Source organism: Campylobacter vulpis (assembly GCF_014217995.1).
Classification (GTDB): domain Bacteria; phylum Campylobacterota; class Campylobacteria; order Campylobacterales; family Campylobacteraceae; genus Campylobacter_D; species Campylobacter_D vulpis.
On sequence record NZ_CP041617.1, the window covers coordinates 1059285 to 1083663 of the forward strand.

Genomic DNA, 24379 nt, shown 5'->3' on the forward strand with positions numbered 1-24379 from the left:
ATTAAGCCTTTCTTAAATGCACCAAAATAGCCTCTAAAATATCATCTTCATCTTTGCTTTTAGCCTTAATCACTTCTTTTTCATCGTTAAGCTTGACTAGCTGGATATTCTGCATATAATTGCTAATTGCCTTAAATTTTCCACTGGCTAAAATTTTAATGCGAATGAGTGCTAAAAATTGCTTCGTATAAAGATCAAGTTTGCCAAATCTATCCTCAATCTCCGCCTCAATCTCATAAAGCAAAGCATTATCCTCACACTTGCTAAGACGGCGATAAAGCTCTAGCCTTAAACTATCCTCAGCTATTAAATCAGGGTTTAAAAAGGCATTGATACCAAGTTTTAAATCAAGCTTATTTTCACGCACGCTTTCATTTTTACTAAGCTTATTTAACTCATCTTCAAGCATTTTAAGATAAAGGCTATAACCAATTTGTTCTATATGTCCGCTTTGATCAAGCCCTAGTAAATTCCCTCCTCCTCTTATCTCAAGATCGTGATAAGCTAGTAAAGAACCCGCCCCAAGAAAAGAATTACTCTCCAAAGAAACAAGCCTTTTTAAAGCCGCCTCACTCAAATTTGCCTTATCCTCAACTAAAAAATAACAATAACCCTGCTTATGACTCCTGCCAACTCTTCCTCTAAGCTGATGTAAATCAGCCATACCAAAACGCTCACTTTTTTCAATGATGATGGTATTAACATTAGGCAAATCTATACCACTTTCCACAATCGAAGTGCATAAAAGCAAGTCATACTCTTTATTTTCAAATTTAAGCATCTCTTCCTCTGTGGTTTTAGCGTCTATTTTAGAGTGTAAAATAAGAATTCTTAGGTCTTTAAAAAGGTTTTTTAAATGCTTTTCACACTGCTTAATACTTGCAATATGATTATGGATATAAAAAATTTGCCCCCCTCTTCTAAGCTCTCTTAAAATAGCCTCTTTAAGAAGTGCGTCCTCGCTCTCTCTTACAAAACTTCTTACATCAAGTCTATCTTCAGGCGGGGTTTGTAAAATACTATAAGATTTAATGGAGCTTAAAGCTTGATTTAAGCTTCTTGGTATAGGCGTAGCAGACATCGAAAGAAGATGGGAATTTTGGGAAAATTCTTTGAGTTTTTCTTTTTGTTTCACGCCAAATTTATGCTCCTCATCGATAATCACCAAAGCGACATTTTCACACTCAACGCTTAAAAGTGCGTGTGTGCCGACAACAACGCAAGGCGTGTTTTTTTTAAGCTCCTCTAGTAAATGCTTTTTTTCCTTAGCACTTGTAAAGCGATCAAGCTTAAAAACCTTAAGATGAAATTCCTCAAAACGCCTTTTAAGACTTTGATAATGCTGATGTGATAAAAGGGTCGTTGGCACGAAAAAAAAGACGCTAAAGCCACTTTTTAGCACGGGAAAAATGGCATTCATCGCTACTTCTGTTTTACCAAAGCCCACATCACCGCTTAATAATCTATCCATCACCCTAGAGCTTTTAAAATCCTCTAAAATTTCTTCACAAGCTTTGACTTGGTCTTCCGTGTAGGAAAACCCTGCCCTTTGCACAAAATCCGCCTGTGCTTCAAGGTCGATTTTAAGCTCCTTAGGCTTAATTAACGCCCTTTTTGCTGCCATAGCAATAATTTGCGAAGCAAGGGCTAAAAGCTTAGTTTTAAGCCTTTCTTTAAGCTTTATAAAAGTGCTTTTTCCCAGTCTATCTAGCAAGGGTATAGCACCCCCAACACCCAAATATTTATCAATCATATAAAGATTTTCCACAGGTAAGAGAAGTTTGTCATTATTTTGATATGAAAGTGCGACAAATTCCTTTTTAGCACCAGAAATATTCAGCATTTCAAGCCCTAAAAATTTCCCCACTCCATAATCCTCATGCACGATAAAATCGCCGATTTTAAGCTCGTCTAAGATTAAATTTGCCTTGCGTTTTTGCCTTTTTTTATCTTTTTTATTTAAAGAAAGTATAATCTCATCACTACTAATAACATTAAGCCTTAAAGCACTTTGCTTAAAAATCACACTTGACATATCAAGTTCAAGTTGCTTAAAAAGGGCTTCATTTTGTGCTAAAATAGTAATTTTTTTATTTTGATGCAGAGCGAAAAAATCTTGATTATAAACACTTTGCAAATCTCTATAAACACTAGCTTCTGGTAAAATTTTTGTATTGATAAAATCAACATTTTCAAAGCTTGTATCAAATTTTTTAATGCTTTTAAAATCAAGCTTTAAATAATCCTCAAAATCATCAACGCACCAAAAACCCAAAGAATTAATATCCTTAATCAAAGCCTTACTTTCAAAGCTCTCCAACCTCTCCTCAAATTCCTCATAAGCACTTTGAGAAAAATGGCTTAAAAAGGGGCAAATTTCAAGTTTATCAAGCTCACTTGGGATAGATTTTTGCGTGTCTAAATCAAAATATCTAATGCTCTCAATCTCCTCCCCAAAAAACAAAATTCGCACAGGCTTTTCTTCATTAATGCAAAAAATATCAAGCACCTCCCCTCTTAAAGAAAGCTCTCCCTTATCTTGCACCATATCGACAAATTCATAACCCAAACGTAAAAATTCATCTTTTAAAAGCTCCACATTAAAAGGCTTGGTTTTATCCAGTATAAAACCTTGCAAATGCTTTTTTGATGGAAGTTTTTTCAAAACACTTGCTAAAGGAGAAATGAGAATTTTTTTGGAATTTTCTTTATGGTAAGCATTTAAAACTTTACAAAGCTCAAAAAGCTCTTTAGAAAAAGCGCGTAAATCATCGCCAAATTCCGCTCTAAAATCAGGTAAAACAAAGCTTTTTATCTCAAAAAAGGCACTCACTTGAGCAAGCAAGTCTGCTTCTTTTTCATTTTCACAAAGCAACAATTCGCAAAAATGACCCTTTTTGAGATACTCAAAAAAAGACGCTTGCATTAATCAATGGTATTTTCTATCATTCTCACAGGCTCGTCTTCTTTTATCTTAGAGCTGCCATTGAAACGCCCTCCACTTTCTATGGAAATTTCTTTAATGACAATATTTCCACTTACAAATCCACCTGCTAAAATTTCAAGACTATTTGCCTCAAGCTCCCCTTCAAAAACACCATTAACGACTATTTTATCGGATTTTAACTCACCTTTTAAATTTCCATTTTTACCGATAACAACTATACTTTCTGAATGGATAATGCCATTTAACTCCCCATCAACATGAAGCATAGATGCAAAATAAAACTTACCCTCAATCTTAGCTCCCGATGAAATTACTGTTGTTTCCGAGCTTGGATTTGCTGGGCTGACACTGCCTTTATTAAAGATTGCCATGAAACTCTCCTTTCTTGATTAAAAAATTCGTTCATATTTTTTCTTTTGAGATTAAGAAAATATAAAGGTTCTAAGGTTTTATTGATAAAACGCACCTCATAGTGCAAATGCGGACCCGTTGAAAGTCCAGTATTACCAGTATAACCTATCAAATCTCCCTTATTCACAAAATCTCCAGCCTTAACCACATCTTTACGCATCATATGTGCAAAAACGCTTTTAAAACCGAAATTATGAAGTAAAATGACATTATAACCATAACCATTATTACTATATCCTGAAAATTCGACCACTCCACTAGCTGGTGCATAAATAGGAGTGCCAACACTTGCGGCTAGGTCAATGCCGGGGTGAAATTCTCTACGCTTTAAAATAGGATGCTCTCTCCAACCAAATTTACCAGTAATGCCCTTATTTGCAATAGGCCAGCCATTTGGAATTTGATTTAAAATACCCTGCTGTTGGTCGTTTGTAAGATTAAGATTTTCAAGTCTGGCACTAATAGTAAGATTATTTTCATTTTCAAGCCCTAAAGCCTCTTCAAAAGAAGCGATTTTATCCTCTATAACAGCGTATTGTGCGGCTTTTTCATCAAGGCTTTGCTGCATTGTTGCATTAAGCGTTTCAAGTTCTTTGCTTTTTTTAAGCAATTCTTCTCTTTTACTATCTAACGCATCAACTTTACTATCTAAATATTTAATATAAAAACCACTAGAAATTAAAAATAAAAATACAAAAGCGATGATATATAAGACAATTTTTTTAATAATTTGATTAAGATAAAAATGCCTAGAGCCATTAATATCCGAAATGGTAATGGTAAATTTATTCTTAAGCACCATAATCCTTTAAAAATTTTTCCACCAAAACAAAAGAGCCAAAAACCAAGGTTTTTTTACCCTCATCAAGCCTCTTAAACTCTTCGCACTCTATGTTAAGCTCCTTGCAAAACTCAAAAATTTGCTCATTTGCCAAAGCTCTAACTTCATTTTCACATTTAAAAACCATAATTCTAGCACTGATAGGCTTTAATATTTTTAAAATTTCAAAAATTTTTTTATCTAAAAAACCATTATAAACAATTTCTATTTTTTCATCTTTAAAATATTCGCACAAAGCTCTAGCTGCTAAGACATTATGGCCCACATCAATATAAAGATTTTCTTTCAATTTTTCAAGGCGTCCCCTTAAATTTAAGCTAGTTAAATTTTGCAAAGCTTTGATTGTCTGCGATTTTGAAAGTAAAATTTCGCAAGCTTTTAAGGCAAGTTTAAGATTATTTTCCAAAAAAAGAGGTAATTTAAACTTAGCTTTGTAAGGTTCTAAATTTTCCAACAAATCAGAACTTAAATCCTTCAAAATACACAATTTGGCTCCCTTTAAAAGGGCGATTTTTTGAGCCATTTTGAGAATACTTTCATTTTGATTTGTGCTAATTAAGGCTTTTTTTGCCATAGTTTTCAATTTCGTTCTTGCAATTTTTTCTAAAGTATTTCCTAAAAACTGCTCGTGGTCATAATCAATTTGCGTAAAAATACTTAAACGCTTCTTAAAAACAGAAGTTGCATCATACTCTCCCCCAAGCCCCGCTTCAAAAATGACAAAATCACATTTTTCAAAAAGCAAAGCGGCTAAAAAAGTGGCGTATTCGAAATAGCTTAATTTTTCTAAATCTTCTTGTAAAATAAGACTTAATTTTTGATGTGTTTTTTCAAGCAAATCTTCATCTACTATACCTTTTTTAAGATAAAATCTCTCCCTAAATTCAAATAAATGCGGACTGCTATAATGTCCCACTTCATAGCCTAAAATTTCTAAAAGCTGGGCTAAAAAACGCCCCGTGCTACCCTTACCATTTGTGCCAACAATATGGATAATGGGCGGGATTTTAAAATATTTTTGATATTTTTCAAAAATTCTAAAGGCAACAAAGGGGTCAATTTTGCTGTAAAATTCACTCTTTTTTGCTAGAAATTCACTCAAGCTCATCGTTCATTTGCTTTAATAATTCTTCTAAAATACTAACTTCAGGCTTACTTGCCTTATCCATAAAAGAAACGCTAATTTTAGGGCGTATCACATCTTGTTTATATATAAATCTAAAATTTTCAATTAAAGTTAAATTTCGCTCCACCAAACTTGCAATGTCCGCCTTATCCCTCCCAGGAGCTATGATAAGATAGCTTTTTTCATCAATCATCCAAAGCTCATCAAATTCCCCACAACTTTCTTTTAAAATTTTCTTAAACCTGACAAAAATTTCATTTAAATTTCCCATTCCATATTTTTCCATTATGAAGCGGTAATTGCTAATTCTAAAAAGTGCTAAAGAGTAATTGACTTTATATTTTATAAAATTTTCATCAAGTTTTTCAAGTTCTTTCACCACACTCCAGCTTTCTCTCTCCTCCAAATTTTGTGCAAATTGAATTTGTGTATTTAAGCTTGAAATTTTTTCATTTAACTCACTAAATTTAGACTTTAAGTCCTCAAAACTAAGTTTCACCTCTCCCTTTTCATCGGGACAAAGTCCATCGACAAAATCTAAATTTTGTTTATTTTGCTTACTTAAAAGAAGGTAAAGCTCATTGATTTTCTTAAGATTTTCATCAAAAAAATTAAGATTCTTTTGCACATACATATTATCAACCACAATGCGTCGATTTACAAATTGACCCAGTTCGTTTTTAAAATTTGTTTCATTTAAAACGCTAGGATTTGAACTTAAATTCGCAGCAAAACCTTGAATTTTCAAATCCTCCACCAAACTAGGATTTAGACACATTGTAATAAATTCAGCAAAACGCTCAAAAGTCCTTTGATTTAGCTTTTCAACAAGCTTTTTAATTGTCAATTCATAATCATCATAACGACCAATATTTAAGGAGCGAAGCTCCTTATCCACGCTCTCATCTTCATACACACGCTCTAATTCTCTCCACTTTTTATCAAGCAGATAAATGCTCTCACTATCCATCGTTTTAGAAATTCTTATCGAAGTAATCTTCGCAAGATCTTTAATTTTCTTATCTTTACTTATTTGTAAAGTCTTAGAAATCGTGCTTAAAAGCTCAAAAAATTCACTAAATTGCTTACCACTTTGACGATTTAATGTAGAAATTAAAAAGCTAATCAGCTCCTCTAAAGTGCGAACGGGTTTTTTCATCAATTCACTTTGAAAATGTGGTAAAAGCAAGGCTTGATATTTTTCTATTTTGGCTTTATTTGAGCTTTTAAAACCTTTTTTTTGTGAAAGTTCTTCAAAAATTTCACTATAATTTTCAGGAGTTGGCTTAAGCCCCCTTTCTTTAAGAGCTATAAGCGTCTCTTTGGCTAATTCATTGATATTTATCATTATTTTTAGCGCCCCTAATTGCAATCACAGAAATAAATTCATCAAAAGCCTCTCTAGAAGCCTCTCTTATAGCCATTTGCCTTGCAGTATCACTTATAATGCTATTGGGCGAAATGTCAAAATTATAACTTCCGCTTGTATTAAAATTTGCCTCACCGCCATCTTTAAAAACCACATAAAAATTTAAATTAAGTCTAGCTTTATATTTAATCACATAGCCATTTTTATCATAAATAAGCGGAATAAATTCCAAATGATTCATTGAGACATTAATAACATCATCAGCCTCGTGCTTAAGAGCTAATTTTCTGCCAAGTTTAGAGATAACCATTTCTTTCAAAGTATCGGCGACAAAAATACTGTTTTTAGGATCATAAGGACTAAGCTCAACATTAACATAAACTTTTTCATCAAATATATTATTCGCAAGTTTTGAAGTCGGCACATATCCACAAGCTACAATAAAAAAGGCGATGAAAAGATTTAAAATAATCTTCATTTCACCACCAAATTAACAAGAGAATTTGGCACATAGATTTCTTTAATCACACTTTTTCCCTCAAGCCATTTTGCCACCTTTTCTTTTGCCAACCAAATGATTTCATCTTGGCTTAAAGAAGCATTGACCTCGATTTCGGCACGTTTTTTGCCATTTACACTCACGCCCAAATTTAAGCTATCTTTCACAAAAACTTCAGGTTTTAATTCTAATTTTTTAAAATTCTCAAAATGAAATAATTTCTCACTCAATTCAAAGCAAATATGCGGGATAATAGGTTCTAAAATGTTTAAGATAATATAAAAAGCCTCTCTTTCTAAAGCTTTATTTTTACAAACTCCAAAAGCATTTAAAGCTTCCATACAAGCGGCGATTAAAGTATTAAAAGCAAAGCTTTTTGTATAAACTTCTTGTGATTTTTTCAAAGCCTCATAAACTTTTAATCTCGCATATTTCTCTTCTTTATTTAAAGTCTCTTGTGAAATTTCTTCCAATGTCCCACTCTCAAGCTTCAAAGCCCTATCATAAAGTCGCATTATAAAACGATATGCACCCTCTAATGCATCATCATTCCATTCAAGCTCTTTAGCAGGAGGTGCAGCAAAAAGTATGAAAAGTCTCGCCGTATCTGCACCATATTTTTTAATAATATCATCAGGATTAACAACATTACCTTTTGATTTACTCATCTTCGCTCCATCTTTTAGAACCATACCCTGAGTTAAAAGTCTAGAAAAAGGCTCATCGCCCTCTACATAGCCAAGATCCCTTAAAGCCTTTTGAAAAAATCTTGCATAAAGCAAATGCAAAATGGCGTGTTCAATCCCCCCTATATATTCATCAACTCCAAGCCAATATTTCGCACTTTTTTTCTCAATGCTAATATCCTCCCAAGTTTTTTCATCACTTGCAAAACGCGCATAATACCAAGAGCTTTCAAAAAAAGTATCCAAAGTATCACTTTCTTTTTGTGCCTTTCCTCCGCATTTTGGACACTCGCATTCTTTCCAAGTGGGGTGCTTATCTAAAGGATTACCCTCTCCTGTGATCTCCACATCATCAGGTAATAAAACAGGTAAATTTTCTAATTTTTGTGGCACTATGCCACATTTTTCACATCTTACCATAGGCACAGGTGCTCCCCAATATCTCTGCCTTGAAACGCCCCAATCGCGAATTTTATAATTAATAATTCTTTTTCCCAATTTTTCTTTTTCAAAAAATTCTACAATTTTATTTCTAGCCTCATTGCAATCTAAGCCGTTAAATTCTGCACTTTCTAAAAGCTTTCCCTCTTTTTGAGTGTGAGGTAAAATTGTCGCCTCTATCACTTGTTTAATGTTTAAATTATATTTTTTAGCAAAGTCAAAATCTCTCTCATCGTGTGCTGGCACAGCCATTACAGCTCCACTTCCATAATCAGCCAAAACAAAATTTGCCACCCATACAGGAATTTTTTCTTTCGTTAAAGGATGCAAAGCATAAATTCCTAAAAAGCAACCCTCTTTTTCAGCACTTTGCCTTTCTTTTGGACTTTGATTTTGCATTTTTTGAATTTGACTCATCGTTTTTTTATCTAAAAACTTTTTGTGCAGTAAATTTTGCACGATTTTATGCTCGGGTGCTAAAGCTACATAAGAAACTCCATAAATCGTATCAGCCCTTGTGGTAAAGACTTCAAAACTAGCCTCATCAGCTCTTTTAAAGCTTTCCTCATCAAGCCAAAAAGTAAATTCTAAGCCTTCACTTCGCCCTATCCAATTTTCTTGCATTGTTAAAACTTGCGTAGGCCATTTTCCTTTTAAGCTTTCAAGCTCTTTTAAAAGCTCTTCTGCATAAGCAGTGATTTTAACATAATATCCGGGCATTACCTTTTGCACGACTTCATGCCCACAACGCCAACATTTGCCGTCCTCAACCTGCTCATTTGCTAAAACAGTTTGATCATTTTCGCACCAATTTACTCTAGCTTCTTTAGTATAAATCAAACCCCTTTCATACATCTTAATGAAAAATTCTTGCTCAAACTTCGTATAAATAGGGTCAGAAGTAGCCAAAATTCTCTTTTTAGAAAAAGAAAAACCTAAAGAAAAAAGTTCCTTTTTCATATAGGCTATATTTTCATAAGTCCAAGTTTTAGGATGAATTTTGTGCTTAATCGCAGCATTTTCAGCAGGCATACCAAAGCTATCAAAACCAATTGGGTGTAAGACATTAAAGCCCATTTTTCTATAATATCTAGCCAAAGCATCTCCTATGGCATAATTTCTCACATGTCCCATATGAATACGCCCACTAGGATAAGGAAACATAGAAAGTATATATTTTTTGGGTAGAGTAAAATCCTCTTTTGGTTCAAAAGCCTCACTTTCTTGCCAAATTTTTTGCCATTTTTGCTCTATCACACTTGCTTCATAAGCCATTTTTTCTCCTTAAATTGTCCCTTTTTCATACATAGCACGGTGCTTTTCTTTTTCTTGTTTTCTTTTTAATTTTTCTAATTCTTTTGCCCTAAAATGCTCCACGCTAAATTTAAACCACATCAAAGTAGGACTCGCCACAAAAACGGAGCTAAAAGTTCCAGCCACTAAGCCTACAAGTAGTGCCAAAGAAAAGCCCTCTATCATAGCTCCGCCAAAGAAATATAAAATCACAACAGTCGCAATGGTAAGTCCAGAAGTTAAAATAGTGCGAGAAAGAGTAGCTGAAACGCTTTCATTAATAATAGGGGCAAGTTCATTTTTCTTACTCGTCTTAATACCATCTCTAATCCTATCAAAAATGATAATCGTATCATTGAGTGAGTAACCAAGCACGGTTAAAATTGCTGCGAGCGTGTCTAAATTCACATCAATTTTAAACAAACAAATTGCCCCAAGCGTAATCACCACATCGTGTATTTCACTAATAATCGCCGCAATAGCAAAACGCCACTCAAAACGAAACGCAATGTAAATGAGTATAGCTACTAAAGATACAGCAAGTGCCATTAAGCCCTTATTTCTAAGCTCATCGCCCACTTTAGGACCTACCACATCAACGCGTCTTAATTCAAATTGTCCCGTATCTTTTAGTAAAGAAGAAATATAAGCTCCCGAGTCATCGCCTAAGTTTTCATTACTTCCTAAAAATCTTATAGTGATTTCCTCTGCACTTCCAAATTCCGTAACGCTTAAATTTTGAAACTGCCCACTTTGACTTAAAATTTCTCTAATTTGTGGGATAGGAGCGGCATTTTCATAACGAAGCTGCACTAAGGTCCCTCCACTAAAATCAATGCCAAATTGCAAACCCCTTTCAAAAAGTAAAAAAATCGAGCCAAAAAATAAGATAAAAGAAAGAGAAATTGCCGCAAAACGCATTTTCATAAAATCATAAATCTTTTTTTCACTAAAAAATTGCATTAACTTTTCCTTTTGTAACCAAACCAAAATTTTGTACTATTGCTTTTTTCCATTTTATTCATAAAATAATCAAACATTCCGTGTGTCCCCCAAATCGCCGTTATCATACTTACAACAATACCTATACCAAGCGTTACAGCAAAGCCCTTTACCGCACCTGTGCCATAAGCATAAAGTGCAATAGAAGTTACTAAAGAAGTGATATTAGCATCAATAATCGCACTCATAGCATTTTTATAGCCTTGCTCTACGCTTGTTCGAATTTTTACTCCATCGCGTAAAAGCTCTCTAATGCGTTCATTAATAATTACATTAGCATCCACAGCCATACCCACAGTTAAAACAAGTCCAGCCATACCGGGCAGAGTTAAAGTCGCTCCAAACATCGCCATTACAGCCACGACAACAAGGACATTTACAAGCATAGCAATGTTTGCAAATACCCCAGCCACACCATAATAAAGCATCATAAAAACGACGATAAACACAGAAGCACCAATAAGAGCTATCATACTCATTTTAATACTATCCGCACCTAAAGACGGACCTATACTTCTTTGCTCCAAAAGCTTCACAGGAGCTAAAAGTGCTCCACTTCTTAAAGCCACAGCCACATCGCGCGCCTCTTCTTGTGTAAAAGCTCCGCTTATTTGTCCACTACCTCCGCCTATGCGTTCATTGATAGACGGAGCAGAATAGACCTTATTATCAAGCACGATTGCAAGGCGTTTGCCTACATTTGCTCCCGTATAATCTGCAAATTTTTTAGCACCCTCGCTATTTAAGGTAAAATTAATCACAGGATAAGTGCTAGTATCGCTAAAACCAACCCTAGCGTCTGTAAGCATAGAACCATCTAAAATGGGGATACTTTTGAGGGTGTATTTAAGATTTTCATTACGAGAATCACTCATCAAAACAAGCCCATAACTAGCGGCTTCTGCCTCACTCATTGTATGTGCTTTAGACATTTTAGACTCATCAACTTCCATTAATTGTAAATGTGCCGCTTTTGTAATTCTCTCCTTAGCTCTAAGCTCATCTTCTTTTGTCTTAATTCCTGCTAATTCAACGAGGATTTTATCCTCCCCTTGCTTTGCTACGGTTGGTTCGGCTAAACCAAATTCATCAAGGCGGTTTCTAATGGTCTCAACCGCTTGTAAAAGAGCGAAATTCTCGATATTTTTAAGCTCTTCTTGTGTAAAAGACACAGCAAAATGCAAATGCTCTTTTTGGACATTTAAGCCCTTGATTTCATCAAGTAAGGCTTGCATTTTTACCATATCGCCCTCGTCTAAGAGGCTAAATTCCAAACTTTCATCTTTGACAATGAGCTGATCGATGAGTATATTTTCTTTATTAATAGAATAATTGAGCGAAGAGGCGACTGATTTGATTTTAGACTTTATTGCCTCTTTATTATCGACACCCAAAAGCATATAAAGTCCGCCTTGTAAATCAAGCCCTAAATTGATCTTCGCACCACGCTCAGATTGTAAAAAAGATGGTAAAGAAAACGCCACACCGAAAATAAAAACTGCAATGAAAACAAGCAAACGATAAGTGATTTTCACATTACTCATTAATTTTCTTTGCTACAAATTCTCGCGAAATTCTTGCTGTAATGTTTTCTTCATTAAGCTTAACTTTGATAAAATCCTCCTCAGGTTTTATCACCTCGCAAATCAGTCCTCCATTAGTGATGATTTTATCACCTTTTTGTAGGGATTCAAGCATTTGCTTATGTGCTTTTGCCTGTTTTTGTTGAGGTCTTATGACTAAAAAATAAAAAATCGCAAAAAGAACGATTAGAGGTAACAATGAAGTTAAAATTGAATTTTCTGCCATATTTTTTTCCTTTTTCTAAAAAATTTGACCCTAATTCTACCATTTTTAAAATAATAAAAACTTTTTTTTGCGCTTTTTTACTCTCAAATCCTATCTATTTTTCCTTTTTTGAAAATATTTTTTTAGAAACTTTAAGTCCATTTTTAGCCATCTGGGGACTTATTTTACTTTTGCAAACAAAAAATGCAAAAGGCTATTTTTGGACAGGTTTCTTAACGGGGCTTTTTTGGTTTTGGTGGGTAGGACTTTCGGCGATTTATTTTGATTTAAGTTATTTAGTGCCCGTAATTGCTCTTATAATGGGACTTGTTTATGGGGTGCTTTTTAGAATTTGTTTTCTTTTTAAATTTGATTTTTTAAGACTTTGTGCGATTTTTGCTCTTAGTTTTATCCATCCGCTTGGTTTTGATTGGTTTGAGTGGGGAATTTATACCTCTTATGGCTTTTTTGATAGCTCTTTTCGGGGGATTATCTGTTTATTTTTAATCGCTTATTTTATTTATGAAGGTTATATTTCAAGGTATTATAAAATGGCTATTGTGCTGATTTTATTTTTCACAGGCTTTCACTATGAGGAAAAAGCAGCCACTACCCTGCCTTTTTCTTACAAACTCATCAACACCAACATTTCTCAAGAACAAAAATTCCTCCAAGAAAAACTTCTTCTAAATTCCAACGCTCTTTTAAGTGAAATTTCTCGTGCTATTTTAGAAAAAAAAGAGCTCATCGTCCTACCAGAAACAGCCTTTGCTTTTAATCTTCACGGCACAAAATACGAAGAGTTTTTAAAAGAATTATCCCATAAAATCATTATCATCACAGGAGCATTTTACACTAAAGATGAAGAAGCTTACAATAGCACTTATATCTTTAGACAAGGCAAAAGCTATATTTTCAACAAGCATTTTCTTGTGCCTTTTGGAGAAGAGATACCATTTTTCAAAGAGTTTGTTAAAAAATATTTCTTACCAAATATAGAAGAATTTGCAAGGGGTCCCGTGCAAAGTCAATATAAACTTAATGGTGTCTTAATCACAAATGCCATTTGCTACGAAGCGACTAAGGAGCAAAATTACAAAAACTCAAAAATCATCATCGCCCTTTCAAATAATGCGTGGTTTAAACACTCAAGCGAATATAAGCTTCAAAAACTTTTAATGCAATTTTACGCCAACAAATACGGAGTTAGCGTTTATCACGCGACAAATGGTAAGGAAAATGCGGTGATTTTACCCAAAAAACGGCTTGATTTAAGATGGCTTGAAGAGGTTAAAGGCTGGAAGAAAAGCTTATTTGAAAGCTAAGAAAGTCTCAAAATTTGCCCATTTAAAGATACTTTGCACGCCTTTAAAGCCCACTTTTTCAAGTAAGGCAACATTTTCTTTTTCTGTATAGGGCACAAGCACATTTTCTAAAGCCTCTCTTTTTGCCGCAATTTCAAAGAGAGAATAGCCCTGCGTTTGCTTATATTCTGCATAAATTTCTATCATATTTTTAGCCAAAAATGGCTCTTCATAAAGGATTTTTTCACTCATTAAAAACACACCATTTTTCTTTAAATTTGCATAAATTTTACGCAACAAATCCTCCCTTTTAGGCGGTCTAATAAATTGCAAAGTGTAATTTGCAACGAAAGCATCATTTTTCTCAAACTCCCACAAATCCAAACTTTGCTCATAAAACTCAATCTCCGCACCAAATGCCTTAGATTTATGTTTTGCAAGCTCTATCATCGCCTTAGAATTATCCACGCCGCTTAATTTCACATCTTTTCTTAATTCAAAAAATTTCAGCAAAAAATTCGCACTTGAACAGCCCAAGTCGCAAAGTTTTGTATCTTTTTTCAAAAATTTGCTTAAAATTTTCGCACCAAGCTCTAAATTTTCCTTATAAAAAGGCACAGAACGCTCTATCATATCGTCAAAAACGCTTGCCACACTCTCATCAAATTCAAATTGCTTTTTGGGATTTTGCTTAAAAAGTTCATCTTTCATCGCTCAATATTTCCTTCGCTTGCTCTATATCTTGCTTAATTTTTTCTTTTAAAGCTTTTAAATCGCTAAATTTCTCATTTTCTCTTAAAAATTCTACGAAAAAAAGCTCCACTTCCTCGCCCACTCGCACTTCTTTTTGAAATTCCTCTACAATATGCGTTTCTATGCTAAAGGCTAAATCTGTGCTTCTAACACCCAAAAAACTCACACTTTTAAAGCACTTTTGCCTTACCTTTATCCTACTTGCATAAACGCCATTTTTAGGTAAAAAATAATTAATATTTCGCAAATTTAAAGTCGCAAAAAGCTCCTTTTTGCCAAGTCCTTGCCCCTTAACAAGCTTAGCCTTAATGCTATATTTGCGTCCCAAAAAACGCTCCGCCTTTCTTACCTCACCTCTTGCTAAAAAATTTTTAATTAAACTCGTATGCACAGAAAGCCCATCAAGCTTAAATTCAGGCACAATGCTTGTTTTAATGCCACTTAATCTTTCAATATCAAAAGCTAAAGCCTCCTTATTGTGCCCAAAAACAAAATCATAACCCACAACAATATGTTTTAAATTGACAAATTCTTGCTTTAAAAAGTTCAAAAATTCCCCCGCTCTTAAATGGCGTATTTCCTCAAATTCAAGCGTAAAAATAGCTTTTTGACTTAATTCTTGCCTTTGCTTATCATCGCTTAAAATTTCTCCCTTAAATTTATTGATAACAAGTAAAGCTCCGTTTTTATCCAACTTTTTAACAAGTTCTAAATGTCCCAAATGCAAACCATCAAAACAACCTATGGCAAGGGTTTTGACCTCATTTTTTTCTAAAATGGTAGAAAAATTCATCATTGCCCTCCTTTCCCTTAAGGCTTGAAAGTTCGCATTTTTCCAAAATCCAAGCATAAGAAAAACAGGCTTTTTCAAAATTAATTCTTGCTTTTTTAAGACTTTTTTCATCTTTTAAAACGCCTTTTTTATCGCGTTTTGCTTCCTTTCCTACTTCAAATTGCGGTTTAAAAAGCAAAACAATATCCCTTTTAGCCAAATTATCGATATAAGAAAGTAAATTTAAAAGCGAGATAAAACTCACATCACAAGTGATTAAATCAAATTTCACATCACTCTTAAACTCCCTTAAATCCATATTTTCAAGGCTTTTAACTCTTATATCTTGTCTTAGATTTTGATGAAGCTGATTTTTGCCTACATCAAGTGCTACAACGCTTTTAACACCATTTTCTAATAAAATTTGCACAAAGCCACCTGTGCTAGAGCCTATATCAAGGCACTCTAAGCCTTCAAGTTGCAAAGGAAGTTTTTCTAAAAAATCCCTTAGCTTAATCGCCGCTCTACTGACATAAATTTCACTCAAAAGCTCTAAATTTAGCTCCTCATCTGTCTCATCAAGCACAAAAGAGGGCTTTAAAAAATTACCATTTAATGCTACTTTTTGATTTTGTATTAATTCAAGCGCCTTGTTTCTACTGATTTTAAGGCGTTTTGCGACAAAAAGATCATATCTTAGCCAAAGCATTAAATTCAGCCTCATCAATGCATCTTACACCAAGCTTTTTTGCCTTCTCCAACTTAGAACCTGCCTCCTCGCCAAAAAGCACAAAATGCGTTTTTTTTGACACAGAAGAGCTTACCTTGCCTCCAAGCCTTTCTATAAGTGCTTTAAACTCCTCTCTAGGGCGTGAAAGCGTGCCTGTGATGACAAAGGTTTTTTCATAAAATATGCCTTGCGTGTCAAACTCTTGCTTTTGCAAAGTTAAAAGCTGATAAAAAGCCTCTATTCTTTCTGCATTAACCTTTGTAAATTCCACTAAACTTAAAGCCATTTGTTCGCCAAAACCCTCTAAATTTTTATACTCTTCAAAACTTTTTTTATACCACTGCTTATCAAAACTTAAAGCCAATTTTTTCGCCGCCACTTCGCCTATGTGTTCAATGCCAAGTGCGGTAATAAAACGATAAAGCGGACAGCTTTTCGCCTCCTCAATGGCATTTAAAAGCTTGGAAATTTTCTTTTCTTTAAAACCCTCAAGCCCTTCAAAGTCTTGAAATTTAAGATGAAAGATACTTTCAATGGAAGTGATTTTTTGCTTTTCATACAAAAGCTCAACTATGCTTTCTCCAAGTCCGTCTATATTAAGACATTTTTTAGAAACAAAATAAATAATGGAATTCACAAGCCTCGCTTTACAATCTAAATTTTGACACTTAATCAAAGCACCCTCATCTAAAAGCTCACTTTCACACACTGGACAAAGTTTAGGGCGTTCTATTTTAAGGGCATTTTCACCTCTTCTATCCTTAAAAACCTTAGTGATTTTAGGGATTACATCGCCACTTCGTATCACGCTTACACTATCATTAATGCGTATATCAAGCCTTTCTATCTCGTCAAAATTATGCAAGGAGGCTGATTTCACCACGACCCCGTCTAAATTCACAGGCTCTAAAATCGCCACAGGAGTTACCACCCCGCTACGCCCTACTTGTAAGCTCACGCCTAGCAATTTTGTGCTTTTTTCAAGAGCAGGGAATTTAAAAGCTGCCATAAATTTGGGATATTTCACCGTGTAGCCAAGCTCCTTACAAAGTGCTATATCATCGATTCTTACGACCATACCGTCCATCATCATAGGCTTATTTTCTCTTAAGGCTAAAAGTTCTTTATAACAAAGTAAAACTTCATTTAAATCCTTACAAAGCCTTACAAATTCATCTTTTAAAAAGCCAAGCTCTCTTATAAAGTGCATAAGCTCACTATGTTTTGTAAAAGCTAGAGTATGCTCTCCCACGCCCCAAGGATAAAATTTCAAATTTCTTTCTTTAGTAATACTTGTATCAAGCTGTCTTAAACTCCCACTTGCCGCATTTCTAGGATTTGCAAAAAGATTAAGCCCCTCTTTTGCTCTTTTTTCATTAAGCTTTTCAAAATCCTGCTTTAAAATCACGACCTCACCGCGAATTTCTATCCTACCCTCATAAGCGATTTTTTGAGGGATATTTGCTATCTCCTTGACATTAAGGCTCACATCTTCGCCTATCTCGCCATCGCCCCTTGTCGCCGCACGCACCAAACTCCCCTTTTCATAAAGCAAATTCAAACTTGCCCCATCAAACTTAGGCTCGATAAAAAAGCCCTCCTCACACTTAGCCCTTTTCGCCCACGCTCTAAGCTCCTCTTCATCAAATACATCTTCCATTGACCACATTTTGCTTAAATGCTTGTTTTTTTTAAATTGACTTTGTATGGTGGGGGCGATTTTTTGCGTGGGAGAGTCTTTTGAAATTAGACTTGGATTTTTCTCCTCAAATGCCCTTATTTCCCTTATTAAAAGATCATATTCTTCATCACTTGCTAAAGGCTCATCTTTTTCATAATAGGCTCTCATCCATAAATTTGCCAACGCAACTTTTTCTAAATATTCATTCATAACGCCACTTCCTCATAAGCCCTATGTAGTGCAAAAAGCTGTTTATGCTCGTATAAATCGTGCGTTCTTATGATACTTGCACCATTTTCATAAGCTTTTAAATGCAAATACAAACTCCCTGCCAAACGCTTCTCAACTGCACTTTCAAAATAAAAATTAATCGTGCTTTTACGACTTGCTCCTACAAGCAAGGGCTTGTTAAACTGCAAAAAATGTTCCAAATTTTTTAGCAAAATCATATTATGCTTCGCACTTTTACCAAAACCAAAGCCTATATCCAAAATACTTTTTTTTACCCCATAACGCTCTAAAACCTCAAGTTTAGCACTAAAAAAACGCTCAATTTCTAAAATAACATTATCATAATTTGGGTTTTCTTGCATATTATGCGGCTCGTTTTGCATATGCATAAGACAATAAAAAGCATCATAATTTTTTGCCAACTTAGCTAAATTTTCATTTCTAAGCCCTGTAATGTCATTAATCAGTTTAAAACCCTTATTTAAGGCATATTCAAGGCAGTATTCATCAAAACTATCAAGGCTAAAAATCGTTTTTGTGTGATAATTTTTCGCATAAATTAAATCAAGGCAATTTTTAAGGCGAGAAAATTCCTCTTCCCTCCCACAATAAAAACTCCCCGGTCTCGAACTCACCGCTCCTATATCGATAAATTCTGGCTTTAGCTTTAAAAGTGCGTTAAGCCTTGTCTCAAAGTCCTTTTCACTCACACGACTACTTGGATTAAAACTATCTTCATTAATATTTAAAATTGCCATCAAATTCACGCTTTTAGGCTTGATGAATTCTTTTTGCAAAAAATCTGCCAAGCTTTTAAGCTTAAAATCTTGCTTCTTTTCTTTTGCAATTAAACTTAAAATTTGCTTTTTATTAGCGATTAAAAGGGCATTTGAGCTTTTTTGTTTAAAGATAACTTCTTCATTTGTTATTAATTCAGCTCCTATACTTAGAGCGTCTTGTTTTAAAATATTTGCCGCAGGAGAGGAGATATTTTCTATAAAAATAAAGTGTAAATTTGCTTTTTCTTTCATAATCTTACGCCCCATTTTATGCGGTTTAATCAAGTCGCAAAGTAAGTTAAAGTCATTATTTACATTAAGTTTTATGTAATTCATTTTGCCTTCTTTTCGTATAAATTAAGCAAAAGTGTCGCAAGTAAAATTTGTGCCTTAGAATTGAGTTTTGAAAGCTCATAAGCCTCATAAAAAAACTCCAGCTCCTTTGCGTCAAAATCCCTTATCTTAAGGCTTTCTTTGCCAAGCTTGATAATAAGCTCACTTAAGGCGTTTTTATCTAAATTTTCATTTTCTTTTAAAAATTCATAAAGGGCTTTTAAATCGAGTTTTTCAAGCTCTAAATTTAATTGCACCTCTTCTTTTTTTTTCTTTCTTTTTTCACAAATTAGGCGTGATTTTATCGTAGGCAAAAGCAAATTTTTAGATGGGACGACTATGAGAAATTTGATGTTTTTAGGAGGCTCTTCAAGAAGTTTGAGTAAAAAATTTTGTGCTTCGTGGCGAAAAGAATGTGCCATTAAAACGATGATTTTTTCACTACTTTCTGCAATATAACTTTCCTTTTCCACAGCTCTTGCATCTTCTAGTAAAAATTCGTTTGGCACACTTTTTGGGATAAACCTTAAAGCGTTTGCTCCAAATTGCATTAGCAATTCTTCTCTAATACCCTCAAAATCATCACTAATTAAAATTCTGCTTATAAACATCAAAGACTAACTTTAGAAAACAAAATAGCATCTAAACTCTTATCAAAAAGTTTATAAAGACTGATAAGCTTAAAGTCTAAATCCTTATCGTTAGAATCTAAATAAAAACTATTTTGCAATTGCTCATCAAAAAGCCACAAAAGGCTATCATTTTTAGACCTTGCAATCAAAGACTTTTTGTCTCTTGCTGTGCCGATATAAAAATAAACAAAACCATTTGGAAAGGCGATTTCTAGCATATCATTGAGCAAAATAATATCTTCATTATTTTGAATTTTACGCTCAAATAAAGACTTAAGTGAAAAAAAGGGCAGTAAAGGACGGGTGGAATTTGCATTAATGTGCTGAAAAAAATAATGCTCATACCAAGCTCTTGCCTCATCACAAATTAAAATAAAAGCCCTGCCCTCTAGCAAATACTTAAGCCTTGAAGCAACCAAAGGCGACCACTCTAAGCGGCGACTCTCCATCCACGCCATAGAAGTGCCGCCGTTTCTTATGTTTTCTAAACTCCAGCTTAAAAAATCGCTCATTTATCAAGTCCATAAACCTCGTGTAAGGCACGAACGGCTAATTCTCCATATTTTTCATGCACTATCATTGAAATTTTAATCTCACTTGTGGAAATCATTTCTATATTAATCCTCTCATTTGCTAAAGCCTTAAACGCCGTAGAAGCCACGCCGGAGTGCGACTTCATACCCACACCCACAACAGAGACTTTTACCACAGCACTATCACTTTCTAACAATACTTGATCGCCTAAAATATCTTTCATCGTATTTTTAGCTTGATTAAGCTCATTTTCAGGCACAGTAAAGCCCAAATTTGTCGCACCATTTGTGCCAACATTTTGGATAATCATATCAACATTAATATTCGCCCCAGCAAGACTTGAAAAAATCTCAGCCGCAATACCCGGCTTATCCTCGATATTTCTTAAAGTGATTCTTGCTTGATTTCTATCAAGTGCTATACCACTGACTAAGGCTTGTTCCATTCCATCTTCTTTTGTTATCATTGTTCCCTCATTATTATTAAAACTACTTCTTGTAACTAAATTGACATTTAATTTTTTAGCAAGCTCCACAGAGCGATTTTGCAACACTTTCGCACCCAAACTTGCAAGCTCTAACATCTCTTCATACGAAATTTTATCAAGCTTTTTAGCTCTAGGTTCTATGCGAGGATCAGTCGTATAAACCCCATCGACATCAGTATAAATTTCGCACAAATCAGCATTTAAAGCTCCCGCCACAGCCACCGCACTTAAATCACTTCCCCCACGCCCCAAAGTCGTTACATTGCCTTCTTCATCTACGCCTTGAAAACCTGCAATGATGACGATTTTACCTTTTTTTAGGGCTGCTTTTATCGCACTTGTATCAATGTGCTTAATTCTAGCCTTAGTAAAAACGCTATTTGTGATAATGCCAGCCTTCCTTCCAGAAAAAGAAACAGCCTTGTAACCTAGCTCATTTAAGGCTATGGATAAAAGTGCTGAAGTAACCCTCTCTCCACTGCTTAAAAGCATATCCATATCCGCACCATTAGGATTTTTACTAAAATACTCAGCTTGTTCGATAAGAGAATTTGTAACTCCACTCATAGCAGAAACAACGACTACAAGCTCATTTCCAGCCTTTACGCTTTCTATCACACGCCCAGCCACAGCCCTAATGCGCTCTAAATCCCCAACGCTCGTTCCGCCATATTTTTGAACTATTAGCATTAGATATAACCTTTCTCCTCAAAATATTTAATCACCCTCACATAAATCCCTTTTTTAAAATGATTTACTAGCTCAAAAAGTTCCTTTTTACTTACAAAACGATAATCATCAAATTCAGGGTGCTTGGTATTTAAATCAATCTTAGCATTTGGCTTTAAACGCACCAAAAAATATTTTTGAATTTGCCCATCATAAGGATACATCTTAGAAGCGACCTTACTAGGAAAGTCATAACTTAGCCACTTAGGATACTCTGCTATAAGCTCAATATCTTTCGTGCCTATTTCTTCTTTAAGCTCCCTAAACAAAGCTTCTTTTGCGCTCTCCCCCTCATCAATGCCACCTTGTGGAAATTGCCAAATATCCTCCATATCACTTCTTTTTCCCACAAAAAGCCTACACTCAAAAGGATAAGCAGGAGAAAGGACAATTGCAGCGACATTAGGACGATATTTTTTAGATTTTTGCACAAACTTTCCTTAAAAATCGAATTTTAACAAAAATAAATTACAATTAGAAAATAAAAAAAATAAATTTGAAAGTTTTGATGTATTTTTATATCCATATCCCTTTTTGCGAAAGTAAATGTCATTATTGCTCTTTCACTTCTTTAAAAAAGAAAGACTATGAAGAAGCATATTTTAACGCTTTGATAAAGGATATAGAATTTCAAATTTTTCATTTTAAACTTGCTAAAAGTTCCATCAAAACGCTTTTTATAGGGGGAGGCACTCCAAGTGTTGTGGAGGCAAAATATTACGAAAAGCTTTTTCAAGTCCTAACGCCCTTTTTAAAAGAAAAAGCCGAAATTAGCTGTGAAGCCAACCCCAATTCAAGCAATTTTAACTGGCTTAAAGCAATGAAAGAGCTGGGCATTAACCGCCTTTCTTTTGGTGTTCAAAGTTTTAATGAAACAAAACTTAAATTTCTAGGACGCATTCACTCGCAACAAGCCATTTTCAAAAGCCTTGAAAATGCACAAAAAGCAGGGTTTAATAATGTAAATTTAGATTTGATTTATGATACTAAACTAGACACTAAAAAAATGCTTGAATATGAGCTTTTGCATTTGGAAAAAATTAAGCCTCTTATTAAGCACCTAAGTGCTTATCATCTTAGCATAGAGGAAAATACAGCATTTGCTAAACGATTTCATTATAAAAAAAATGCGTCTAATTTAATGCGTTTTTTCATAAAGGGCATTGAAAATTTAGGCTTTAAACAATATGAAATTAGTAATTTTTCTAAAAACAAACCCTGTCTTCACAATCTTGCCTACTGGCAGGGTCAAAGCTACCTTGCTGCTGGGCTTAGCGGAGTGGGATTTTATGAAAATCAAAGATTTTACACCCACAAAAGTCTGCAAGCTTACATCAAAGAGCCTTGTTTTAGAAATATTGAAAAATTAAATTTAGAAGATTTAAATTTAGAACGGCTATTTTTAGGGCTTAGGAGCGTTGTGGGTGTGAAAGAAAAAGATTTAAGCTCCGCTCAAAAAGTAAGAGCAAATTTACTTTTAAAAGCAAAAAAACTTCAATTTGAAAGGGGGAGGTATTTTAATAAAAATTTTCTTTTAAGTGATGAATTAGCCCTTTTTATCAGCTCTTAATGCTTACAAGTCTGTATCAAAATTTAACTTGTAATGCCATTTTGAAGATATTTAAAAAATTTTTAAAACCTCTCTAAACCCTAGTTTGTCCTATAAGATTATTAAGTCTATCCATTATAGAATTAACAAAAGAATTGATACTTTCACTACTTGCTTTCCAGCCGTTAGCTTTTGCTTGATTAAACTGATTATCAAACCAAGCTCCACCATTGCCTACATATATATTTTGCCATTTAGCTCCTGTTTCCATCGCATATATACTCGCATCAAGCCAGCCATCTTGTGCATAGCCTTTTAACAAACTTGCAAAATCCACTTTTCCTGTCATAATGTCGTCTAAGGAAGCCAAAGAGCCTTCAAAGCTTTCTTTAAGCATAGCTTCAGCGTAAAACTTAGCCGTAGGATTTAGCGTTGCACTATTTTCTCTTGGTAATGCACCTGTAGATTTTAAAAAACTCATAAATAAAGCTTCCTTAGAATAACTTCCATCTTCATTTTGTGGATAAACTGACATATCAGGATTAAAAGTATCTTTTAAAGTATCTTCATCTAAATTTTGAGTTTGCATACTTTGTGGAGTAAAATTTAACTGTTGCAATCCCGTATTAATATGTGCAAACATACCTAATTGTTCTATTTCTTTATACTGCTCTTGGGTATTATAATAATTTGAAATCGTTAGCTTATCATAACTTTTTGGCATAATGCCTATAGTCTTATCACTAGTTGTAAAGCTTATTCCTTTAGGCAAATTATTTAAATCAGCTTCGCTAAAGCTTGTTCTATTGACATCACCAAAAGTATGATTAATGATTTGGTTAAACTGATTGTAGTATTGTCTAATTGTTTCAGCCATATCTATATTTGTGTAGTATTTATCTATGCCTAAATATTGTTTTTTATCTGAGATATAAGAATTATTTTCAGCTTTTCTTTCTATCTCATCTAAAGTAGATTTATGTATTTTAAAATCTTCGGGTAATCCTGCAGCCTTATTAAAATCACTTCCCATATAGCCATTTTTATCTACGCTGTAACCATAGGCTAAAGATGAAGCATTGTTTAAATCTGCTTGTTTATATTTTAGAGTATGAACGGTATTTTGAAATTCGCTAAATAAGCCATAGTTTGTGTCAAGAGTGGAATTTGAGCCACTATTTAAAACTTCACTTTTTATTAGAGTTTGTGAATTAGCACTTTGAATTTCATTTAATTTACTAGCATTTTGTTTTAAAAAAGCATTAGCAAAACTTATTTTAGAATTCTCTTTACTTTCTTTACTAGCTTTTGCTTGTGAAAGTATAGAACTATAATTTGAGTTATCATTGATACTAAAAATACTCATATTAATTCCTTGATTTAGATTCTTTTGCCTTCAATCCAAATTCAAAGAAACATAAGCAAAATGTGTTCCATTTTGGGGTAAATGGAACAAAAAGAG

Annotated in this window: 22 protein-coding genes; 2 read left to right on the plus strand and 20 right to left on the minus strand. The window is 34.1% G+C overall.

Going from position 1 to position 24379, the window contains the following annotated elements; genetic code table 11:
• Window position 1 precedes the first annotated feature (1 nt).
• From CVULP_RS05495 to yajC, 10 genes are read right to left on the minus strand one after another with little or no spacing between them, the layout of a single operon-like run.
• On the minus strand, window positions 2-2926 hold the full coding sequence (locus CVULP_RS05495; RefSeq protein WP_099507820.1) for a DEAD/DEAH box helicase: 2925 nt from the start codon (window positions 2924-2926) through the stop codon (window positions 2-4).
• Entirely contained in the window at window positions 2926-3318 is a 393-nt protein-coding gene (locus CVULP_RS05500; RefSeq protein WP_004277066.1) for a bactofilin family protein, read from the minus strand. Before CVULP_RS05500 ends, CVULP_RS05495 begins: the two co-directional genes overlap by 1 nt.
• Window positions 3258-4157 (minus strand): peptidoglycan metallopeptidase Pgp4, encoded by a 900-nt coding sequence (gene pgp4, locus CVULP_RS05505; protein ID WP_099507816.1) that lies wholly within the window; start codon window positions 4155-4157, stop codon window positions 3258-3260. Before pgp4 ends, CVULP_RS05500 begins: the two co-directional genes overlap by 61 nt.
• Window positions 4150-5307 carry a Mur ligase family protein gene (locus CVULP_RS05510; protein ID WP_099507814.1) on the minus strand — a complete coding sequence of 386 codons (1158 nt, stop codon included), beginning with the start codon at window positions 5305-5307 and terminating at the stop codon, window positions 4150-4152. Before CVULP_RS05510 ends, pgp4 begins: the two co-directional genes overlap by 8 nt.
• On the minus strand, window positions 5294-6676 hold the full coding sequence (locus CVULP_RS05515; RefSeq protein WP_180753086.1) for a hypothetical protein: 1383 nt from the start codon (window positions 6674-6676) through the stop codon (window positions 5294-5296). Before CVULP_RS05515 ends, CVULP_RS05510 begins: the two co-directional genes overlap by 14 nt.
• Window positions 6657-7172, minus strand: coding sequence for an LPS assembly lipoprotein LptE (gene lptE, locus CVULP_RS05520; protein WP_099461720.1), 516 nt, complete (start codon window positions 7170-7172; stop codon window positions 6657-6659). The genes CVULP_RS05515 and lptE overlap by 20 nt, the downstream gene beginning before the upstream one ends.
• Window positions 7169-9595, minus strand: a complete 2427-nt coding sequence (gene leuS / locus CVULP_RS05525) for a leucine--tRNA ligase (protein WP_099461717.1) — start codon at window positions 9593-9595, stop codon at window positions 7169-7171. The genes lptE and leuS overlap by 4 nt, the downstream gene beginning before the upstream one ends.
• Before the next feature lie 9 nt (window positions 9596-9604).
• Window positions 9605-10576: a protein translocase subunit SecF gene (gene secF / locus CVULP_RS05530; RefSeq protein WP_099507812.1), complete on the minus strand. Its 972-nt coding sequence runs from the start codon at window positions 10574-10576 to the stop codon at window positions 9605-9607.
• The gene (secD, locus tag CVULP_RS05535; RefSeq protein WP_099507810.1) at window positions 10576-12159 is read right to left on the minus strand and encodes a protein translocase subunit SecD; all 1584 of its coding nucleotides are present in this window, start codon (window positions 12157-12159) and stop codon (window positions 10576-10578) included. The genes secF and secD overlap by 1 nt, the downstream gene beginning before the upstream one ends.
• On the minus strand, window positions 12152-12424 hold the full coding sequence (yajC, locus tag CVULP_RS05540; RefSeq protein ID WP_004274788.1) for a preprotein translocase subunit YajC: 273 nt from the start codon (window positions 12422-12424) through the stop codon (window positions 12152-12154). The genes secD and yajC overlap by 8 nt, the downstream gene beginning before the upstream one ends.
• Here yajC and CVULP_RS05545 point away from each other — a divergent pair.
• Window positions 12397-13728, plus strand: coding sequence for an apolipoprotein N-acyltransferase (locus CVULP_RS05545; RefSeq protein ID WP_099507807.1), 1332 nt, complete (start codon window positions 12397-12399; stop codon window positions 13726-13728). The genes yajC and CVULP_RS05545 overlap by 28 nt on opposite strands.
• Here the strand turns inward: CVULP_RS05545 and cmoA are convergent.
• The 9 genes from cmoA to CVULP_RS05590 are packed head-to-tail and all read right to left on the minus strand — an operon-like array spanning window position 13714 to window position 21799.
• Entirely contained in the window at window positions 13714-14418 is a 705-nt protein-coding gene (cmoA, locus tag CVULP_RS05550) for a carboxy-S-adenosyl-L-methionine synthase CmoA (RefSeq protein ID WP_099461707.1), read from the minus strand. The two genes, CVULP_RS05545 and cmoA, sit on opposite strands and share 15 nt — an antisense overlap.
• Window positions 14408-15253: a bifunctional riboflavin kinase/FAD synthetase gene (locus tag CVULP_RS05555; protein WP_372712969.1), complete on the minus strand. Its 846-nt coding sequence runs from the start codon at window positions 15251-15253 to the stop codon at window positions 14408-14410. The genes cmoA and CVULP_RS05555 overlap by 11 nt, the downstream gene beginning before the upstream one ends.
• Complete coding sequence (gene tlyA / locus CVULP_RS05560; RefSeq protein WP_099461702.1) at window positions 15222-15941, minus strand: 23S rRNA (cytidine-2'-O)-methyltransferase TlyA; 720 nt, start codon at window positions 15939-15941, stop codon at window positions 15222-15224. The genes CVULP_RS05555 and tlyA overlap by 32 nt, the downstream gene beginning before the upstream one ends.
• Window positions 15922-17853 (minus strand): NAD-dependent DNA ligase LigA, encoded by a 1932-nt coding sequence (ligA, locus tag CVULP_RS05565; RefSeq protein WP_099507803.1) that lies wholly within the window; start codon window positions 17851-17853, stop codon window positions 15922-15924. Before ligA ends, tlyA begins: the two co-directional genes overlap by 20 nt.
• A complete protein-coding gene (folP, locus tag CVULP_RS05570; RefSeq protein WP_099507801.1) occupies window positions 17850-18989 on the minus strand; it encodes a dihydropteroate synthase in 1140 nt (379 codons plus the stop codon). Before folP ends, ligA begins: the two co-directional genes overlap by 4 nt.
• Window positions 18986-19597 carry a DNA polymerase III subunit delta' gene (locus CVULP_RS05575; RefSeq protein WP_099507799.1) on the minus strand — a complete coding sequence of 204 codons (612 nt, stop codon included), beginning with the start codon at window positions 19595-19597 and terminating at the stop codon, window positions 18986-18988. The genes folP and CVULP_RS05575 overlap by 4 nt, the downstream gene beginning before the upstream one ends.
• Window positions 19597-20130 (minus strand): HobA family DNA replication regulator, encoded by a 534-nt coding sequence (locus tag CVULP_RS05580; protein WP_099461693.1) that lies wholly within the window; start codon window positions 20128-20130, stop codon window positions 19597-19599. The genes CVULP_RS05575 and CVULP_RS05580 overlap by 1 nt, the downstream gene beginning before the upstream one ends.
• Window positions 20127-21329 carry an aspartate kinase gene (locus tag CVULP_RS05585; protein ID WP_099507796.1) on the minus strand — a complete coding sequence of 401 codons (1203 nt, stop codon included), beginning with the start codon at window positions 21327-21329 and terminating at the stop codon, window positions 20127-20129. Before CVULP_RS05585 ends, CVULP_RS05580 begins: the two co-directional genes overlap by 4 nt.
• A complete protein-coding gene (locus CVULP_RS05590) occupies window positions 21329-21799 on the minus strand; it encodes an RNA pyrophosphohydrolase (protein ID WP_099461691.1) in 471 nt (156 codons plus the stop codon). Before CVULP_RS05590 ends, CVULP_RS05585 begins: the two co-directional genes overlap by 1 nt.
• Window positions 21800-21876: 77 nt before the next feature.
• Between CVULP_RS05590 and hemW the strand changes: the two genes are divergently transcribed.
• The gene (hemW, locus tag CVULP_RS05595; protein ID WP_099507794.1) at window positions 21877-22938 is read left to right on the plus strand and encodes a radical SAM family heme chaperone HemW; all 1062 of its coding nucleotides are present in this window, start codon (window positions 21877-21879) and stop codon (window positions 22936-22938) included.
• A gap of 73 nt (window positions 22939-23011) precedes the next feature.
• On the opposite strand, the gene CVULP_RS05600 is transcribed toward hemW, so the two are convergent.
• Window positions 23012-24283, minus strand: a complete 1272-nt coding sequence (locus CVULP_RS05600; RefSeq protein WP_099507791.1) for a Cj0814 family flagellar-dependent secreted protein — start codon at window positions 24281-24283, stop codon at window positions 23012-23014.
• Window positions 24284-24379 lie beyond the last annotated feature (96 nt).

Coding starts and splice junctions, on each gene's coding strand:
- CVULP_RS05495 (WP_099507820.1), bottom strand. CDS start 2,926: ATGCAAGCGTCTTTTTTTGAGTATCTCAAAAAGGGTCATTTTTGCGAA.
- CVULP_RS05500 (WP_004277066.1), bottom strand. CDS start 3,318: ATGGCAATCTTTAATAAAGGCAGTGTCAGCCCAGCAAATCCAAGCTCG.
- CVULP_RS05510 (WP_099507814.1), bottom strand. CDS start 5,307: ATGAGCTTGAGTGAATTTCTAGCAAAAAAGAGTGAATTTTACAGCAAA.
- lptE (WP_099461720.1), bottom strand. CDS start 7,172: ATGAAGATTATTTTAAATCTTTTCATCGCCTTTTTTATTGTAGCTTGT.
- leuS (WP_099461717.1), bottom strand. CDS start 9,595: ATGGCTTATGAAGCAAGTGTGATAGAGCAAAAATGGCAAAAAATTTGG.
- secF (WP_099507812.1), bottom strand. CDS start 10,576: ATGCAATTTTTTAGTGAAAAAAAGATTTATGATTTTATGAAAATGCGT.
- secD (WP_099507810.1), bottom strand. CDS start 12,159: ATGAGTAATGTGAAAATCACTTATCGTTTGCTTGTTTTCATTGCAGTT.
- CVULP_RS05545 (WP_099507807.1), top strand. CDS start 12,397: ATGAAGTTAAAATTGAATTTTCTGCCATATTTTTTTCCTTTTTCTAAA.
- yajC (WP_004274788.1), bottom strand. CDS start 12,424: ATGGCAGAAAATTCAATTTTAACTTCATTGTTACCTCTAATCGTTCTT.
- cmoA (WP_099461707.1), bottom strand. CDS start 14,418: ATGAAAGATGAACTTTTTAAGCAAAATCCCAAAAAGCAATTTGAATTT.
- CVULP_RS05555 (WP_372712969.1), bottom strand. CDS start 15,253: ATGAATTTTTCTACCATTTTAGAAAAAAATGAGGTCAAAACCCTTGCC.
- tlyA (WP_099461702.1), bottom strand. CDS start 15,941: ATGCTTTGGCTAAGATATGATCTTTTTGTCGCAAAACGCCTTAAAATC.
- ligA (WP_099507803.1), bottom strand. CDS start 17,853: ATGAATGAATATTTAGAAAAAGTTGCGTTGGCAAATTTATGGATGAGA.
- folP (WP_099507801.1), bottom strand. CDS start 18,989: ATGAATTACATAAAACTTAATGTAAATAATGACTTTAACTTACTTTGC.
- CVULP_RS05575 (WP_099507799.1), bottom strand. CDS start 19,597: ATGTTTATAAGCAGAATTTTAATTAGTGATGATTTTGAGGGTATTAGA.
- CVULP_RS05580 (WP_099461693.1), bottom strand. CDS start 20,130: ATGAGCGATTTTTTAAGCTGGAGTTTAGAAAACATAAGAAACGGCGGC.
- CVULP_RS05585 (WP_099507796.1), bottom strand. CDS start 21,329: ATGCTAATAGTTCAAAAATATGGCGGAACGAGCGTTGGGGATTTAGAG.
- hemW (WP_099507794.1), top strand. CDS start 21,877: ATGTATTTTTATATCCATATCCCTTTTTGCGAAAGTAAATGTCATTAT.
- CVULP_RS05600 (WP_099507791.1), bottom strand. CDS start 24,283: ATGAGTATTTTTAGTATCAATGATAACTCAAATTATAGTTCTATACTT.